This is a genomic window from Streptomyces sp. NPDC046876, assembly GCF_040645035.1.
Classification (GTDB): Bacteria; Actinomycetota; Actinomycetes; order Streptomycetales; family Streptomycetaceae; genus Streptomyces.
Genome location: NZ_JBEYXK010000005.1, coordinates 137,371 through 153,530, shown reverse-complemented (window position 1 = coordinate 153,530; position 16,160 = coordinate 137,371). Strand labels below are relative to the sequence as shown.

The following is a 16,160-nucleotide window of genomic DNA, read 5'->3' as shown; positions in this document are numbered from 1 at the left end:
GGTATTGCCGTCAGGCGGTACGGGCCCTGCGGTACAGAATCGCGCCGCCCAGGACCAGGGCCGAGGCGAGGATCGCCGCGGCACCGGCCTGGCCCGCACCGGTCTCGGCGAGCACCGGAGCGGCCGCCGGAGCGGGCGCGGGCAGGGTGACGGGCCCCGGGGCGGGGACGGCCGGAGCGGCGGGGGCGGGCGCCGGAGCCGGCGTGAGGTGGACGGGGGCGGGGACGTCACCGGCCGGGGCGGCCGGCGGCTGGTCCGCGGGACGGACGACCTCCGGCGCGGGAGCCGGAGCCGGGTGCGTCACGGGCATGCTGCCGCGCGGCGGCCCGGACGCGGGGACCTCCTCGACCGGCGCCGGCGCGGGGAGCGTGTGCGGCGCCTCCTCGACGGGGGCCGGGGCCGGCAGCGTGTGGGGAGCCTCCTCGACGGGAGCCGGCGCGGGAAGCGTGTGCGGCGCCTCCTCGACCGGGGTCGGCGCGGGCTGCGGCGGCGCGGGGACCTCCGCCGGCGGGGCGGGGGCCTGCTGGACGGGCGGCGCCTCCTCGACCGGGGTGGGCTGCTGCGCCGGCCTCGGGGCGGGGGCCGGGGCCGGGAGGGGCTGGGGCGCCGGGTGCTCCGCAGCGGGCGGTCCCGGGTGCGGCTGGGGGGCCGGGGGCAGATGGTGGACCGGCGCCGGTGCCGGGAGGGTCTGCGCGTGGTCCTCGCAGTCCTCGCCCCCGGAGCCGCGGCTTCCGCCGTAGCCGCCCTCGTCGCCGGCGTTTTCGTGGCGAGGGGCCTCGTGGCGAGGGGCCTCGTGCCGGGGGGCGGCGTGGCGCGGCGCCCGGTGGCGGGGCTCCTCGTCGCGGGACTCGCCGTATCCGGACGCCTCTTCGCGGCGCTGCTCCGGCAGCGCGTGCTTCCCCTGGTGCTGCTGGTGCTCCTCGAGGTAGCGCTCGATGGCCTCGGCGTGCTCGGGGCTCAGGTAGCGGGCGTAGTCGCCGCGGCCTTCGTCGGCGCCGTCGTCGTGGTGCGCGGGCCGGCCGCCCTGCTGGGCGTGCTCGGCGTGGTGGGCGGCCGAACCGGTGCCGTTGACGCAGGTGTTCCCGAACGCGGGGTTGAGGGCCGCTCCGCCGTCCACGCTGTTGCCGCACACGTTCGGCGAGAGGGTGATCGGTACCGAGACGCTGTTGCCGGACAGCACACCCGGCGAGTGCGATGCCTCGGACACCGCCCCGGAGTGCGCGTAGGCCGCGCCGGTCGCGATCGACAGCAGGCTCGAGGCGGCCGCAGCCGTGAGTACTCCCTTGCCCAGTACCTGTCGGCTCAGTACCTGTCGCATGGGTCCTTCCCTGTCTACCGGCGCTGGGCCGGTGCTGAATCGAAGGTGGCCTCGGAGTGCACCGCCGTGCACTCCGAGGCCACCCCGAGGAGGTCTGCCCTTGCGGGCGGGAGACGCTGCGTCAGTGGTTGATGCAGACGTTGCCGAACGCGGGGTTCAGCAGCGCGACGATGTTGACGGTGTTGCCGCACAGGTTGATCGGCACGTGGATCGGGACCTGCACGAGGTTGCCCGAGATGACACCGGGGGAGCCGATGGCCTGGCCCTCGGCGTTCGCGTCGGCCATGGCCGGGGAGGCGGCACCGGCGGCCATCAGAACGCCGGCGGTCAGCACCATTGCCTTCTTGTACGTCATGTTAATTCGATCCTTCCCGCAGGGGCTTGTCCGCTGCAGAAATAACAACGAGTGGGAGGGGGAAAAGAAACCGCCTATTTCCTGCCGGGGTCTCCGCTGCGGCAATTCATTCAGCCTTTGACCGCGGTAGGAAATTCGGAGTGGAATTACGGGTCGTGCCGTCACGCGGCGAGGCCGCCGCGACCCGAAGGTGCGACGGCCTCGGTGGTGCGGGGTGCGATCAGCTGCCGTGGGAGACGTTGCCGGACAGGATCGGGATGTTGTCCAGGATGTGCGAGAGCGGCTCGTCGCCCTTGGCCTGGGTGGAGTTCTCGACGCACTGCTGGTTCATCGGGTTTGACAGGATCGGGATGTCCTGGACGCCGATCGGGACGACGCCGATCAGCGACTGGAGGTTGGCCTTCGCGGGCAGGGCGATGCAGGGCTTGTTGAAGGAGCCCTGGATCAGCGCCATCTGCGGGCTCATGTTGCCGTAGGTGGCCTGGTTGCCGTAGATCTGCGCCGCGTTGTTGCCGTTGACGGTGTTGATGCCGTTGTCGTTCCCGATGGCCATCGCCTGCGGCGCCATGGCGGCACCGATGCCCGCGAACGAGGCCGCGACTGCGGCGGCGGCCGTCATCTTCTTGATCATTGTCGTCCCTTTTTTGCGCGATTGCCCGGTACCTGAGCACCCGGATCAACGGGCCGGCCCCGGCGCGGGTTGCGTCGCTTCACCCGGATGCCGCCGTTTCGCGCGGCGCGGTTGACGACCGGGTGTGCGGTCGGGGTTCTAGCGGATGTCGCCGTTGATGCAGGTGTTGCCGAAGGCGGGGTTCAGGAGCCCGACGATGTTCACGCTGTTCCCGCAGATGTTGATCGGGACGGAGATCGGGACCTGGACCTGGTTGCCGGAGATCACGCCGGGGGACCCCACGGCGGCGCCCGTCGCGTCGCTGTTGGCGGAGGCCATGCCCGCGCCGCCCAGCAGGATCGCGGCGCCCGCGGCGGCCGTGGTCGTGGTGCGCATCAGCTTCTTGTTCATCTGCGTTTTCCTTTCGGTGCGAACCGGTGGCGCCCCGCATAACGACCCGCCGCCCGCGGGGGTGCGTGTTATCGCCCAAAAGGCCGTACGTGCGAGTCCGGCGTGATTTCCCGCCCGATATCTGCCAAGGTTCACTTCTGTTTTGTCCCCTTGATCGAAAATGGAGACGGGGTCATGGGTTCGTCCCGCAGAATCCTCGGCACGCTCGGTCTGCTGTCCTGCCTCGCACTTTCGGCACGCACCCCCGCCGCGGGCGCCGAGGCCCCGCCGGGCCCGGGGCAGGCGCCGCGGGTTCCGTTCACCCAGCGTTACCAGGCCGTGCAGCACGGCGGGCTGGTCCGCGCGTCCAACTCCTCCATCGGCTGCCGCAAGGAACTGGCCCCCGGGGCCGAGCCGTGCGCCGAGGTCGACAAGGGGGCGGCAGGGTCCAACGGCGACTTCGAGATGTTCTACAGCGAGGTCGACAAGGACCCCGACACCTACAACTCCACCCGGGCCGAGCTGAGGGTCCCGCAAGGGGCGAAGGTGTCGTACGCCCGGCTGTACTGGGGCGGGAACCTGCGGGTCGGCGAGCAGAAGCCGCCGGAGGACAACGGCCGGGTGCTGGTCGCCGAGCCGGGCGGCTCGTACAAGGAAGTGCTCGCCGACACGGTGATCGGGCACCGTACGGACGAGGGCAGCGACGCCTACCAGGCCTCCGCGGACGTGACCCCGCTGGTGCGCAAGGGCGGCGCCGGGATGTGGACGGTCGCCCAGGTCAACATCGCCATGGGCCACTCCCCGGTGGGTGCCTGGGGCGGCTGGACGCTGGTCGTGGCGTACGAGCAGCCGCAGGAGCCGCTGCGCCGGATCTCGGTGTGGGACGGCTTCGAGTCGATCGCCGCCGGCGCGGGCGAGGCCGCGGGCGAGACGGTCGAGATCGCGGGCGTGAACGCGCCCGCCGGGGCTGCCGGAAAGGCGGGCGTGGTCGCGTACGACGGCGACCGGGGCGCCCTGGGCGACTCACTCACCGTGACCTCCGACAGCGGGCGCCGGATGAGCGTCAACGATGTCGAAAATCCTTTCAATGACGTGATGAATTCCACGATCACGGAATTCGGACGTCCCTCGTTCGCGCGACAGCCCGAACACCTGAACAATCTCGGATATGACGCGGACGTCTTCGACCTGAGTCCCGCCCTGTCCGGTGGCGCCCGCAGCCTGAACTTCAGGTTCGCCGGCGAAAGCCAGGGTCAATTCCTCGGCGTGCTCTTCGTTCAGACAGACGCGCGCCGCTGAACGTAGGAGACCGCTCCGCGTGCCGACACAGCCTCCATCCCCCCCTCCATCGCCTTCTCCTTCTCCTTCCTCTCGTGCCCCAGCCGTCCCGCTGACGGTGCTCCACCTCGTGCAGCCCGTCGACGGCGGCGTGGCCCGGGTCGTCGTCGACCTCGTCCGCGCCCAGTCGGCCGCCGGCCTGCGGCCCGTCGTCGGCTGCCCCCGCGGCGGCCGGCTCGCCGCCGACGCCCGCGCGGCCGGCGCCGAGGTGCTCCCCTGGCGCGCCGGCCGGGCCCCCGGGCCCGACCTGGCCGCCGAGGTGCTCGGCGCGCGGCGGGTCATCCGCCGGGTCCGGCCCGACGTCCTGCACGCCCACAGCGCCAAGGCCGGACTGGCCGGCCGGCTCGCCGCCCGCGGCCGCGTCCCCACCGTCTTCCAGCCGCACGCCTGGTCCTTCGACGCCGTGGGCGGGGCCACCGCCGCGCTCGCCCTGCGCTGGGAGCGCTTCGGGGTCCGTTGGGCCGACCGGGTGCTCTGCGTCAGCGAGGCGGAACGCCGCGTCGGCGAGGCCGAGGGGATCGCCGCCCACTGGTCGGTGATCCGCAACGGGGTCGACCTGGACCACTACCGGCCCGGCGGGCCCGACCGTGCCGCGGACCGGGCCGCGGCACGCACCGAACTGCCGCTGCCCGCCGCCTTCCTCGGCGACGGCCCGCTCGCCGTCTGCGTGGGCCGGCTGTGCCAGCAGAAGGGCCAGGACATCCTGCTGCGCGCCTGGCGGGAGGTGCTCGGCAACCTCCCCGAGGCCCGCCTCGCCCTCGTCGGGGACGGCCCCGACACCGAGCGGCTGCGCCGGTCGGCGCCGCCCGGTGTGCTCTTCGCGGGCGCGACCCCCGACATCCGACCGTGGCTTCGGGCCGCCGATCTCGTTGTACTGCCGTCGCGGTGGGAAGGCATGGCGCTCGCCCCGCTGGAAGCCATGGCCTGCGGCCGACCGGTCCTGGTCTCCGACGTCAGCGGTGCCCGGGAGAGCCTGCCGCCCGGCCAGGGACGGCTCTGCCTGGTGCCGCCGGAGGATCCGACGGCCCTGGCCAAGGCCCTGGGACGGCTGCTCGCCGAGCCGCGGCTGCTCGCCGAACTCGGCGAGCAGGCCCAGCAGCACGCCCGGACCGACTTCGACGTGCGGCGGACCACGGACGCGGTCACCGGTCTGTACCACGAACTGCTGGGCAGGCCCCGGCCCTTGAACCAGGAGCGCATCAGCCGATGACGATGGACAGCGCACCCGCCCGGCACACCGGGCAGGGCGGCACGGGGCGCGCGGGCGGCAGCGCCGGAACCACCGCCGTCCCACGGGCCGTGACCGCCATCCACCCCCCGCGCCGGCCCGGGGCCGACCAGGCCCGGCCGCTGGTGCGGCCCGGGCGGGTCCGGCGCCGCGACGGGGTCGTCCCGCTGGTGACCGCCGATGCGCTGGCCGCCGTACTCACCGCGGCGGCCGTACCCGGGCTGGAGCTCCCGCGCGAAGCGGCCGGGCTGCTCGCCGTCCTGATCGCCCTGCTGCACGCGCAGGCCGGGCTGTACCGGCCGCGGCTCGCGCCGTCCGCGCTGCTCGAACTGCCCGCGCTGGCCGGCCGGGTCGCCGCCCTGTGGTGCGGGGCCGCGGCCGTCGTGGCCGCCCTCGACCCCCGCCAGGCCCTGGGCTGGTCCGTGCTGCTGGCCGCGGTCTGCCTCCAGACCGCCCTGACGTGCGCGGGACGCGGGCTGGTCAACCAGCTCCGGCGGCGCTCCGCCCGGCGCCGGCCCGCCTCCGCCCTGGTCGTCGGTCCCGGCGCCGGGGCGAGCGCCGTCGCCGCGGCCCTGCACGGGCGCCCCGAGTACGGGCTGCGGCCCGTGGGCCTCGCCGACACCGGCGCCGGGGCCGACGGGGACGGCGCGGTACCCGTGCTCGCCACCCACGAGGACATCCGGCGCGCCGTCATCCAGAACTCCGTGCGCCACGCGGTGTTCACGCGCCCGCCCGAGGCCGACGAGCGCACCGCCGCCCTCGTGCGGCTCTTCCACGACCACGGCTGCCGCCTCTGGCTCGCCGACCCGGCCGGCACCGCCAAGGTCACCGGCATGCGGGTCGCCCAGCCCGCCGACCAGCTGTGGGGGTACGCCGTACAGCCGCTGCTGCCTCGCCCGGCGCGGCGGCCGGAGCGCTGGGCGAAGCGGGGCATCGACGGCCTGCTGGCCGCGCTCGCGCTGATCGCCGCCGCGCCGGTCATGGGCCTGTGCGCACTGGCCGTACGGATCGCGGACGGGCCCGGGGTGATCTTCCGGCAGGAGCGGGTCGGGCTCTACGGACGCCCGTTCACCCTGCTGAAGTTCCGTACCCTGCGCGCCGACGAGCACGAGTCCGCGACCCGCTGGACCGTCGCCGGCGACAACCGCATGAGCCCCGTCGGGTCCTTCCTGCGCAAGTCCTCCCTGGACGAGCTGCCGCAGCTGTGGAACGTCGTCCGCGGTGACATGAGCCTGGTCGGGCCCCGCCCCGAACGTCCGTTCTTCGTCGCGAAGTTCAGCACCGTCCACCCCGGCTACGAGGCCCGCCACCGGATGCCCGTCGGCATCACCGGGCTCGCGCAGATCAACGGCCTGCGCGGGGACACCTCCATCGAGGACCGCGCCCGCTTCGACAACCACTACATCGACACCTGGTCGCTGTGGCAGGACCTGTGGATCCTCGCCCGCACCGCGGCCTCCTTCTTCCGCTTCCGGCTGGGAGGCAGCTGACCCATGAGTCTCGCCGTAACCCTGGGCGGCCGCGGCCGCCGCAGCAGCCCGGGCAGCAGCGGCCGCGGCTCCCGGCCCGGCCTGCCGGTGCTGCTGCGCCGGCACTGGCCGCTGCTGCCGCTCGCCGCGACCGTCCTGATGCTGCTCGTCCCCGTCCCGGCCGGCGACGCCAGCACCTCCGGCAAGGTGGGCCCCGCCGACGCCGCCTCGCTGCTGCTGGTCCTGGTGTGCGGGGTGCAGGCGCTGCGCGGCCGGGTGCAACGCCCGAGCCCGCTCGCCGTGCTCGTGCTCGGGGTGCCCGCCGTGGGCCTGGCCGTCGCCACCGCGACCGCCGGGGACCCGTACGCGGCCCTGCCGGGCTTCGTGCGCTACCTCCAGGTCTTCGTGCTGGTCCCGGTGGCGATCGTGCTGCTGGTGCGCGACGCCGGGGAGTTCCGGATCGCCGCCGGCTGCTTCGTCGTGCTCGCGCTGGTGCAGGGCGCCGTCGGCGTCGTGCAGTACGCCACCCACACCGGGGCCTCCTACCAGGGCGAGGACATCCGGGCCGTCGGCACCTTCGGGCCCGGCGACGTCATGGGCATGGCCACGGTGGTGGCGTACGGGCTGGTCGTCGCGACCGCCGCGGCGCTGGCGCCCGGCCTGCCCCGCCGCGTACGCCGCACGGCCGGCGCGAGCGCGCTGCTGCTGGTGCTGCCGCTGGTGCTCTCCTTCAGCCGGGGCTCCTGGATCGCGACGGCCGGGGCCGCCGTGCTCGTCATGGGGCTCGCCGGGATCCGGCGGGCCGTGCAGGTCCTCCTCGCGCTCGCCGCGGCCGGCGTGGTCCTGGTGGGCGGGCTCGGCGTCGGGTCGGAGATGGTCGCCGAGCGGCTCACCTCCATCACCCAGGTCTCCAGCGCCCCCGACCAGTCCGTGACCGACCGCTACACGATGTGGGCCGCCGCCGGGTCGATGTGGCGGGAGCGGCCCGCCGCCGGCGTGGGGCTCAAGGGCTTCCCCGCGAACCGTGACGGCCACGCCTCGCTGGGGCTGTCCTCCGGCAGCGACACCGCCGGTGCGGGGCAGGCGTACGTCCGCCAGCCGCTGCTGTCCCCGCACAACATGTACCTGCTGGTGCTGAGCGAGCAGGGCCTGATCGGGCTGACCGCGCTGGCCGGCGGGTGGGCGGTGCTGCTCGTCGCCGGGATCCGCCGGTACGTCTCGGGCGGTGGGGCGCTGCGCGACTGCGGCCTGGTCGCGATCGGCCTGCTGGTGTGGCAGCTGACCGACTTCCTGTACGCGGACATCGGCGGGCCGTCCACCGTCCTGACCGGGGTGATCATCGGACTGGCCGCCTGGTGGGCGCTCCCGTCCGGCGCCGGTTCCGGCGTCGGCGCGGGCACCGGTGCCGCGGCGGCGTCCGGTGCCGCGGGCGGGGGCACCGGCCGTGCGACCGGCCCGCGCGCCTGTTCGGGTGCGGCCGGCCGGTGACGGACACCACGCCCTGGCGGCGGCCCGCGGCCGCGGCGACCGACGTTGCCGCGGCTGCGGGCCGTCCGCCGCGCCCGCCCGAACCCGACCCCGGCTCGCGGGCCGCTGCGGCGTCGGGGGCGCCCGGGGCTGCCGGGGCACCGGGCGCCGGAGGGGCGGCCGGTGCGGCAGGTGGGGCCGCCGGGATCGCGGGGGCTTCCGGGTCCGCCGGGGCCATCGGGGCTACCAGTGCTGTCGGGTCCGTTGAGGCTGCTGAGGCTGTTGGGTCGGGCAGGGCTGCTGGGGCTGCGGGCGCCGGCGGGTCCGGCGGGGCCGGCGGCTCGTCCTCGGCGGGGGCGCCGCTCGGCCGGTTCCTCGCCAAGGCCGCCGCCGTCACCGCCGGGCTCACCGCCGCCGGAGCGGTGTTCGGGCTCGTACGGGACCAGACCATCGCCCACCTCTTCGGCGCCGGACACGACAGCGATGCCTTCCTCATCTCCTGGACCGTCCCGGAGATGGCCTCGACGCTGCTGATCGAGGACGCCATGGCCCTGCTGATGGTGCCCGCGTTCAGCCACGCCCTCGCCCGCCGCTCGGCCGCCCGGGCCGGGCTCAGCCGCAAGGAGGCCCGCGCCCAGGACCCCGTACGGCTGCTGGTCGGGGCTACCCTGCCGCGGCTCGCGGTGTTCCTGGCCGCCGTCGCCGCCCTGCTGGTCGCCGCCGCACCGCTCGTCGTCGCCGTGCTCGCGCCCGGGCTGCCGGACCCCGCACTCGCCGTCGAATGCACCCGGATGACCGCCCTGACCGTGCTGTCCTTCGGACTCGCCGGATACTTCAGCGCCGCCCTGCGCGCCCACCGCTCCTTCGTGCCGCCCGCCGCGATCTACGTCTCGTACAACGTCGGGATCATCGGCACGATGGTGGCCCTGAACGCCGTGTGGGGCGTGCGGGCCGCGGCCGCCGGAGTCGCAGTCGGCGGGCTGCTGATGGTCCTCGTCCAACTGCCCGCGTTCATCCGGAACGTGGGCTTCGGCCCGCCCCGGCCCAAGGCCGCACCGCGCACCCAGCGCGACCGCGACCGGCCCACGCTGATCGCGGTCGGGATGATCGCCCCGGTGATCTGCTTCGCCGTCTTCCGGCAGTCGCAGGTCCTCGTCGAGCGGTTCCTGGCCGCGTCCCTGCCGTCCGGCGCCATCTCGCACCTGAACTACGCGCAGAAGGTCGCGCAGATGCCGATGGTGCTGTCCCTGATGATCTGCACCGTCACCTTCCCCGTCGTGGCCCAGGCCATGGCCGGCGGCGAGCGTGAGAAGGCCCGGCGCCGCGTCGAACAGGACCTGGCCCTGGCCTCCCTCGCCGTCCTGATGGGCACCGCCCTGGTCATCGGGTACGCGCCCCAGATCATCCAGGTGCTGTTCGAGCGGGGCGCGTTCACCCACCGGGACACCCTCGCCACCGCCTCCGTCATGCGGGTATACGCCGTCGGACTGCTCGGGCACTGCCTCGTCGGGGCGCTGAGCCGGCCCTTCTTCTCGACCGCCCGGCCCACCTGGTTCCCGGCGCTCGCGATGGGCGCCGGACTGTTCGTCAACACCGCCGCCGGGGCCGTCGCCGTCCGCTGGTGGGGCACGTACGGCATCGCCGGCGCGAACGCCGCCGGCATCTCCACCACCGCCGTGCTGCTGCTCACCGGCATCAGCTCGCGGATCATCGCGATCCAGGTCCGCCGGGTCGCCCTCAGCATCGCCCGGCTCGCCGTCGCCTCCGCCGCCGCCTGCGCCACCGGCTGGATCGCCGGGCCGATGGTCCCGGACCCGCTGCTCAGTGCCGGCCTCGGCTGCCTGCTGGTCCCCGCCATGTTCGGAGCGTCCGGCATGGCCATACGGGCGCTCGAAGTCACCGTCCTGTCCGCCCAGATCGCCCAGATGACCCAGAGGTTCCGCCATGTCCGCAACGTCCGCTGACCCCGACACGGCGCCGGCCGCCGCGACCGCCCCCGCCCGCCGCCGGACCGGTTCGCCGTGGGTCCTGATGTACCACTCGGTCACCGAGTTCACCGACCCCGCCGAGGACCCGTACGGCATCACCGTCACCCCGCGCACCCTCGAGGCCCAGCTGCTGTGGCTGCGCTCGCGCGGGCTGCGCGGGGTGTCCGTGGGCGAGCTGCTGCGGGCGCGCGCCGCCGGCCGCGGCGCCGGGCTGGTCGGGCTCACCTTCGACGACGGCTACACCGACTACCTGACCGCGGCGCTGCCGCTGCTGCGCCGCCACGACTGCACCTCCACCCTGTTCGTGCTGCCCGGGCGGCTCGGCGTGGACAACGTGTGGGATCCGCTGGGGCCGCGCAAGTCCCTGCTCACCGCCGAGGGGATCCGCGAGGTCGCCGCCGCCGGGCAGGAGATCGGCTCCCACGGGCTGCTCCACCAGGACCTCACCGCCGCCTCCGACGACGTGCTGCAGCAGGAGCTGCGGGGCAGCCGGGAGCTGCTGCGCGAGCTTACGGGCACGCTGCCGCAGGGGTTCTGCTACCCGTACGGCTACCTCGACGCGCGGGTCGTCGCGGCGACGCGGGCGGCCGGGTACGGGTACGCGTGCGCCATCGACCCCGGGCGGCTGGCCGGCCCGCACGCCCTGCCGCGGACGCACGTCAGCCAGGCCGACGGGGCCGGGCGGCTGCGGATCAAGCAGCTGCGGCACCGGGTGCGGGGGCTGCGGCGGGCGGTGTCCCGATGACGGAAGGGCTGGGGGACGGGCGAGGACTGCGGGGCCCGCGGGATCTGCGGGACCCGCGGGAGCCGGCAGACCTGCGGGTGCTGCACGTCATCACCGGGCTCGGGATCGGCGGCGCCGAGCAGCAGCTGCGGCTGCTGCTGCGGCACCTGCCGATGCGCTGCGACGTGCTGGCCCTGACCAACCCGGGCCCGGTCGCCGAGGGGCTGCGCGCCGACGGGGTCCGGGTGGTCCACCTGGGCATGCGGGGCAACCGGGACCTCGGGGCGCTGCCGCGGCTGCTGCGGTTCATCCGGGCCGGCCGCTACGACCTCGTCCACACCCACCTGTACCGGGCCTGCCTGTACGGGCGGCTCGCGGCCCGCCTCGCCGGGGTGCGGGCGGTCGTGGCCACCGAGCACTCCCTCGGCGACGGCGAGATCGAGGGCCGGCCGCTGACGCGCGGGGTCCGGGCGCTGTACCTGGCCGGCGAGCGGATGGGCGCGGCCACCGTGGCCGTCTCCGACACCGTCGCGGACCGGCTGCGGGAGTGGGGCGTGCCGGGGGAGCGGGTGCACGTCGTCCCGAACGGCATCGAAGCCGCCCGGTTCCGCTTCGACGCGGGGGCGCGCCGGGACGTGCGGGCCCGGACCGGGCTGCCCGAGCGGGCGTTCGTCGTCGGCGGGGTCGGGCGGCTGGTGCCGGGCAAGCGGTTCGACGCGCTGGTCCGGGCGGTCGCGGCCCTGCCGGGTGCGCACCTGCTGCTGGCCGGGGAGGGACCGGAGCGGGGCGCGCTGCGCCGGCTGGCCGCCGGGCTGGGCGCGCAGCACCGGATCCACCTGCTGGGCGAGCGGGACCCGCTGGGCGACAGCGCGGACGGCCGCACGTTCGGGATCCCCGCACTGCTGTCCGCCATGGACGTGTTCGTGTCGCCGTCGCGCGAGGAGGCGTTCGGGCTGGCGGTGGTCGAGGCGCTGGCGGCCGGGCTTCCGGTGCTGCACGTCACCTGCCCGGCGATCGACGACCTGCCGGCCGCCGAGGCGCCGGGCGCGCGGCGGATCGGCACCGGCGCCGAGGAACTCCTCGCCGCCCTGCGCGGGCACATGGAGGCGGGAGCCCGCCGGCTCCCACCGCCCCCGGTGGCCCGCCGCTACGACATCGCCCACACCGCCGCCCGCCTCCTGGCGGTCTACCACCAGGCCCTGACGCCGCCTGCGCCCGGTGCGGCGGGCGCAGCCCCGGAGCGTACGGCATCCGACACGGGCCCGGCCGTGGCACCTGCAGGCGCCGGTCCGACCACTGCGCCCGCAGCGGCGGTCGAGGCGATGCCCACGCCCGGCTGCGACGTGGTTCCGGGGCCTTTGTCCGGAACGGATCCGGCAGGCACCGGTGCGGCGGCCGGGCCCGTTTCTGCAGGCCCCTCCGTCCCGGTGCCGGGTGCCGGTGCCGGGGCTGCCCCCGATCGGGCGGCGCCCGCCACCGCGGTCCCCGGCACGGGCCGGGTGGCCGCGGTGCCCCCGCCGGCACGCCGCGGCGGGCGGCGGCGCGCCGGGCCCGCCGTCGCCGCGGACCCCGGGCCGGGGCTGCCGCCGGCGGGCCGTGCGCACGCCGGGCCCGGCGACAACGGCTGATCCGACCCTCCTGACGCGGCCCGCAACGGGGCCCGCGGGAAACCCTCTTCACCCAGGAAGTGAGCACACACATGGCCGACACCGCCGACACCGCCGACCAGAAGAAGACCGACCGCCGTCGCCGCCGGGCACGGCTGCTGCCGCCGCCCGCGTGGTGGCCGTTGCCCGCCGCCGCCCTGCTGGGGCTGGCCGCGGGCGGTGCGTACGGAGTCCTCAAGGCGCCCGAGTACGCCGCCACCAGCTACGTCGTGGCCGTCCCCGACGACACCACCGAGCCGGCCACCGCCCTCGGCTTCGCGCAGGCGTACGCCCGTATCGCCACCAGCAGCTCCACCCTCGCGTACGCCCAGCCCCGCGCCGGCATCGACGCCCGCCGGCTGCGGACGCAGGTGCGGGCCGAGACCTCCCCGGAGTCCCCGATGATCGCGGTCACCGGCACCTCCGGCAGCGCCGCCGAGGCCGCCGACATCGCCAACGCGGTCGCCGACGCCCTCTCGCTGAGCAGCAACCAGGCGGCCAAGAACACCGGCGTGCAGCTGATCCTGTTCAACCAGGCCGTCGCCCCGACCGAGCCGGCCTCCCCGTCGGCCCCCGTCAGCGGCGCGGTCGGCCTGTGCGCCGGCGGGCTGCTCGGCGGCCTGTGGCTGCTCGCCCGGCCCGGCCGGGCGCGGCGCCCGCAGGACACCGCGGCCGGGGAGGCGAGGGACGTGACGGAGGTCAAGGAGGTCAGGGAGGCCAAGGAGGCCAAGGAGGTCGAGGAGTACGCCTCCCTGCCCGCCCAGGGTGAGCACGGCGGTCACACCGAGGCCAAGGAGAAGGAGTCCGTGCGATGACCACGGGCTCCACCGGGGCCCTGTCGGTGACGCTGTGCCGCGACCCCCGGCAGTTCGCCGCCCTGGAAGAACCCTGGAACCGGCTCTTCCGCTCCTGCCCCACCGCCACCCCGTTCCAGAGCCACGCCTGGCTGCACTCCTGGTGGCTGTCGTACGGCCGGGACGGGCGGCTGCGCCTCGTGCTCGTGCGCCGCGACGGGGAACTCGTCGGCGCGGCCGCGCTGATGCTCGTCCACCGGCCGCTGCCGCTGCTTGTCCCGCTCGGTGGCGGCATCACCGACTACTTCGACGTCCTCGTGGCCGCCGACCACGCCGAGCAGGTCGTCCCGGCGCTGGCCCGCGGCCTGCACCGGGCCGCCCGCGGCGCCGTCGTCGACCTGCGCGAGGTCCGGCCCGGGGCGGCCGCCGAGGCGGTCTACGACCAGTGGCCCGGCGCCCGCAGCAAGCTCGCCGACTCCACGTGCATGGAGCTGCCCGCCCTGCCGTTCGACGAGCTGGTCAAGCGGATGCCGGCCTCCGGGGCCCAGCGGGTGCGGGCCAAGCTCCGCAAGACCGACGCGGCCGGGATCGAGGAGCACGAGGTCACCGAGCACGAGGTGCCGATGGCCGTACGGACGCTGCTGCGGCTGCACGAGAAGCAGTGGCGCGGCCGGGGGGTGACCCCCGAGCACCTCAAGCCGCGCTTCGCCGAGCACCTGACCCGGGCCACCCGGCGGATGGTCCGGGCCGGCGAGGGGCGGCTCACCGAGTTCCGGCTCGACGGGAAGGTGGTCGCCGCCAACGTCACCCTGCTGTCGGGCGCGCTGAGCGGCGGCTACCTGTACGGGGCCGACCCGGACCTGCGGACCCGGAAGGTGGACGTGGCGACGCTGCTGCTGCGCTACGAGGCCAGCCGCGCCCTGGCGGAGGGCCGCCCCGTGGTGAGCTTCCTGCGCGGCAGCGAACCGTACAAGAACCACTGGCGGCCCGACACGGTCGTCAACCAGCGGTTCCTGATGGCCCGTTCGGCGCTCGCGCCCCTGCTGCGGCTGCACGAGTCGCAGGTCGCGGGGCGCGAGCGGGCGGTGGACGCGCTGCGCGAGGCGCTGCCCGCCGCCCGTGACTGGCGGGCCCGGCTCAACGAACTGCGGGTCCGATGACGGTTCTACCAGGGCCAGAAGCCGGAGTCCGCACCCCAGTCGAGCGTGATGCAGACCGACTGCTTGCCGACCAGCTTGGAGAGCCACTCGCCGACGTTGATCGGCACGCACCACTGCGTGCTGTTGACCGGCGAGGGCCGCTGCGGGCGGGGCGGCTGGGTCGGCTGCGGCTGGGGCTTGGGCACGACCGGGCTCGGGACCGGGCTCGGGACCGGGCTCGGTGCGTGGGGCGAGACCGACGGCGAGGGCACGGGCGCGGGCTCCGGGGCGGGGTTCTCGGGGCTCGGCCCGACCGGGACCGGGGTCGGTTCGACCGGGGCCCGGCTCGGCTCGACGGGGTCGGGCGTGGGCTTGACCGGGACCGGGGTCGGCTTGACCGGGACCGGGGTCGGTTCGACCGGGGCCTGGCTCGGCTCGGCCGGGACCGGGGACACCGGGGCGGGCACCACGGGCGTGGGCACGGCCTGCGAGGGCTTCGGCACGGGGATCTCGGGCAGCGGGATCTGCGGGGTGGGCACGACCGGCGTCGGCACGACGGGCGTGGGCACCACCGGGGTGGGCACGACGGGCGTCGGGACCACGGGCGTCGGTACGACCGGCGTCGGCACCACGGGCGTCGGGACCACCGGACCGGGCACCTGCGGCATCAGCGCCTTGCGGAACGCCCACGCCGACCGCGGGTTCTGCTTGCACTGCCACACGCCGTGCGGGCAGTAGTCGGTGATGGTGTGGTAGACGGGCTTCTGCTCGTCGATCCACTGGAGCATGCGCTTCACGTACTCGGGGTTGTCCCCGCGCCGGAACAGCCCCCACTCCGGGTACGAGACCCGCTTGCCGTGTGCTTTCGCGAAGTCGACCTGGTGCTGGAGCCCGTACGGCTGGGTGACCATGTCGTCGAAGGTGCGGCCCGGGCCCTGGTCGTACGAATCCATGCCGATGATGTCGACCACGTCGTCGCCCGGGTAGCAGCGGGTCCAGCCGATCGCGTCCGCACCGCGGTTGGGGGCGAAATCGAACGTGAACTCCTGCCCGGGGACGGAGCGCATCGTGTTGACGATGCGCCGCCAGTACGCCTTCCAGCGGTCCGGGTCCGGCGCGCAGCGGTGGGTGTAGGTGACCCCGTTCATCTCCCAGCCGAGCACGATCACCGTGTCCGGCACGCCCAGGTCCACCAGCCGCTCGGCGAGCCGCCTGAAGTGGTGGTCGTACGCGCCGTCCGCGCCCGCCCGGATCAGCTGGGCGACCTGGGCGTCGGGCACCCTGCCCTCGTTGTGCTCCTGCATGGGGACGTTGAGGACGAACATCCGGTCCTGCTTCGCCTGGCGCCATTCGGCCCAGTCCTCCAGGAAGCCGACGCCGCCCTCGATGCCGGACCACCGGTCGCCGGGCAGATACGTGTGGCCGACCCGGATCTCCCGGCCGCCGAGCCAGCTCGACAGGAGTGGGATCCGGGCGACCCCGCGCGGCCCGTAGTCGAGGTAGGCGCCCATGGCGGTGTCCGCCGGCGTCTTCGGCTGTTCCTCGTCGGGGGCGGCGAGGGCGGCGCCGGTGGCGAGCAGCCCGGCCGTGACCGTACCGATGCAGGTGCTCGCCAGGCGGCGGTGTGGTCTGGGCATGGCATCTCCCGGGCTCTCCCGAATCGGTGTGCTTGTCACAGACGTTAGGCATCACAT

At 75.1% G+C, this 16,160-nt stretch carries 13 protein-coding genes and 1 pseudogene; 9 read left to right on the top strand and 5 right to left on the bottom strand.

The features are described 5' to 3' along the window. Positions 1–10 precede the first annotated feature (10 nt). From ABZ924_RS05395 to ABZ924_RS05380, 4 genes are all read right to left on the bottom strand, one after another. Positions 11–1,318, bottom strand: coding sequence for a chaplin family protein (locus ABZ924_RS05395; protein ID WP_361904388.1), 1,308 nt, complete (start codon positions 1,316–1,318; stop codon positions 11–13). Positions 1,319–1,439: 121 nt separating this feature from the next. Further along, entirely contained in the window at positions 1,440–1,673 is a 234-nt protein-coding gene (locus tag ABZ924_RS05390; RefSeq protein ID WP_361904385.1) for a chaplin, read from the bottom strand. A gap of 220 nt (positions 1,674–1,893) precedes the next feature. After that, the gene (locus ABZ924_RS05385; protein ID WP_361904382.1) at positions 1,894–2,304 is read right to left on the bottom strand and encodes a rodlin; all 411 of its coding nucleotides are present in this window, start codon (positions 2,302–2,304) and stop codon (positions 1,894–1,896) included. A 138-nt stretch (positions 2,305–2,442) separates the two neighbouring features. Continuing rightward, the gene (locus tag ABZ924_RS05380) at positions 2,443–2,694 is read right to left on the bottom strand and encodes a chaplin (RefSeq protein WP_361904379.1); all 252 of its coding nucleotides are present in this window, start codon (positions 2,692–2,694) and stop codon (positions 2,443–2,445) included. A gap of 102 nt (positions 2,695–2,796) precedes the next feature. Between ABZ924_RS05380 and ABZ924_RS05375 the strand changes: the two genes are divergently transcribed. The 9 genes and pseudogenes from ABZ924_RS05375 (at position 2,797) to ABZ924_RS05335 (ending at position 14,487) form a co-directional block, all read left to right on the top strand. Then, positions 2,797–3,972 carry a DUF3344 domain-containing protein gene (locus tag ABZ924_RS05375; protein ID WP_361904377.1) on the top strand — a complete coding sequence of 392 codons (1,176 nt, stop codon included), beginning with the start codon at positions 2,797–2,799 and terminating at the stop codon, positions 3,970–3,972. A 109-nt stretch (positions 3,973–4,081) separates the two neighbouring features. After that, a complete protein-coding gene (locus tag ABZ924_RS05370) occupies positions 4,082–5,221 on the top strand; it encodes a glycosyltransferase (protein ID WP_361904374.1) in 1,140 nt (379 codons plus the stop codon). Further along, complete coding sequence (locus tag ABZ924_RS05365; protein WP_361904371.1) at positions 5,218–6,729, top strand: exopolysaccharide biosynthesis polyprenyl glycosylphosphotransferase; 1,512 nt, start codon at positions 5,218–5,220, stop codon at positions 6,727–6,729. The genes ABZ924_RS05370 and ABZ924_RS05365 overlap by 4 nt, the downstream gene beginning before the upstream one ends. Positions 6,730–6,867: 138 nt before the next feature. Next, positions 6,868–8,196 (top strand): O-antigen ligase family protein, encoded by a 1,329-nt coding sequence (locus ABZ924_RS05360; RefSeq protein WP_361904562.1) that lies wholly within the window; start codon positions 6,868–6,870, stop codon positions 8,194–8,196. Beyond that, the gene (locus ABZ924_RS05355; RefSeq protein WP_361904369.1) at positions 8,193–10,139 is read left to right on the top strand and encodes a lipid II flippase MurJ; all 1,947 of its coding nucleotides are present in this window, start codon (positions 8,193–8,195) and stop codon (positions 10,137–10,139) included. Before ABZ924_RS05360 ends, ABZ924_RS05355 begins: the two co-directional genes overlap by 4 nt. Then, on the top strand, positions 10,120–10,908 hold the full coding sequence (locus ABZ924_RS05350) for a polysaccharide deacetylase family protein (RefSeq protein WP_361904367.1): 789 nt from the start codon (positions 10,120–10,122) through the stop codon (positions 10,906–10,908). The genes ABZ924_RS05355 and ABZ924_RS05350 overlap by 20 nt, the downstream gene beginning before the upstream one ends. A gap of 71 nt (positions 10,909–10,979) precedes the next feature. After that, a pseudogene (locus ABZ924_RS05345) lies at positions 10,980–12,089 on the top strand (glycosyltransferase); the annotation flags it as partial. Positions 12,090–12,586: 497 nt separating this feature from the next. Beyond that, the gene (locus ABZ924_RS05340; RefSeq protein WP_361904364.1) at positions 12,587–13,348 is read left to right on the top strand and encodes a lipopolysaccharide biosynthesis protein; all 762 of its coding nucleotides are present in this window, start codon (positions 12,587–12,589) and stop codon (positions 13,346–13,348) included. Continuing rightward, positions 13,345–14,487, top strand: a complete 1,143-nt coding sequence (locus tag ABZ924_RS05335) for a GNAT family N-acetyltransferase (RefSeq protein WP_361904362.1) — start codon at positions 13,345–13,347, stop codon at positions 14,485–14,487. Before ABZ924_RS05340 ends, ABZ924_RS05335 begins: the two co-directional genes overlap by 4 nt. Before the next feature lie 5 nt (positions 14,488–14,492). Here the strand turns inward: ABZ924_RS05335 and ABZ924_RS05330 are convergent, their stop codons facing one another. Next, on the bottom strand, positions 14,493–16,103 hold the full coding sequence (locus tag ABZ924_RS05330) for a glycosyl hydrolase (RefSeq protein ID WP_361904359.1): 1,611 nt from the start codon (positions 16,101–16,103) through the stop codon (positions 14,493–14,495). Positions 16,104–16,160 lie beyond the last annotated feature (57 nt).